General features: G+C 50.1%; 1 protein-coding gene and 1 rRNA gene. One reads left to right on the plus strand and one right to left on the minus strand.

Annotated features, from left to right (window positions below; all coding sequences use genetic code 11):
- Nucleotides 1-231 (minus strand): 16S ribosomal RNA (locus tag FCK22_RS18035); the annotation flags it as partial.
- 65 nt (nt 232-296) lie between these two features.
- Between FCK22_RS18035 and FCK22_RS19150 the strand changes: the two genes are divergently transcribed.
- Nucleotides 297-507: hypothetical protein (locus FCK22_RS19150; protein WP_136720760.1), on the plus strand; the 211-nt coding region annotated here is incomplete at its 3' end.

A 507-nucleotide genomic window follows, 5' to 3' on the forward strand; every position in this document is an offset into this window, starting at 1 on the left:
TTACCCCACCAACTATCTAATCTAACGCGGGCCGATCCTTCTCCGATAAATCTTTCCCCCGAAGGGCGTATGCGGTATTACTCACCGTTTCCAGTGGCTATTCCGCAGAGAAGGGCACGTTCCCACGCGTTACTAACCCGTCCGCCGCTAGACCCGAAGGTCTCGCTCGACTTGCATGTGTTAGGCCTGCCGCCAGCGTTCGTTCTGAGCCAGGATCAAACTCTCAAGTTGAAACGCATTACTGCGTATCCTTGACGTCGAACCTCTGCACATCGACCTGCATCCATTACTGAAAGATGCAGACCATTCTCTGTTTGTTGTGCTTCAGCTACAAAGTAGCGAAAGCCGTCCAAACAGTGAAGCTGACACTCTATCATCGGGCCGAAACCCTAAGAGCGCGATATACAGACGTTGATCCATCGAATGAACCAAACCGCCCACATATCTCTTCAGATATCAAATTTTCAAACAGCGTTGAGACAAAAGAAACTGAGATGCGCCCTAACT

Source organism: Sulfitobacter sp. 15WGC (assembly GCF_005068605.1).
Lineage (GTDB): Bacteria > Pseudomonadota > Alphaproteobacteria > Rhodobacterales > Rhodobacteraceae > Sulfitobacter > Sulfitobacter faviae.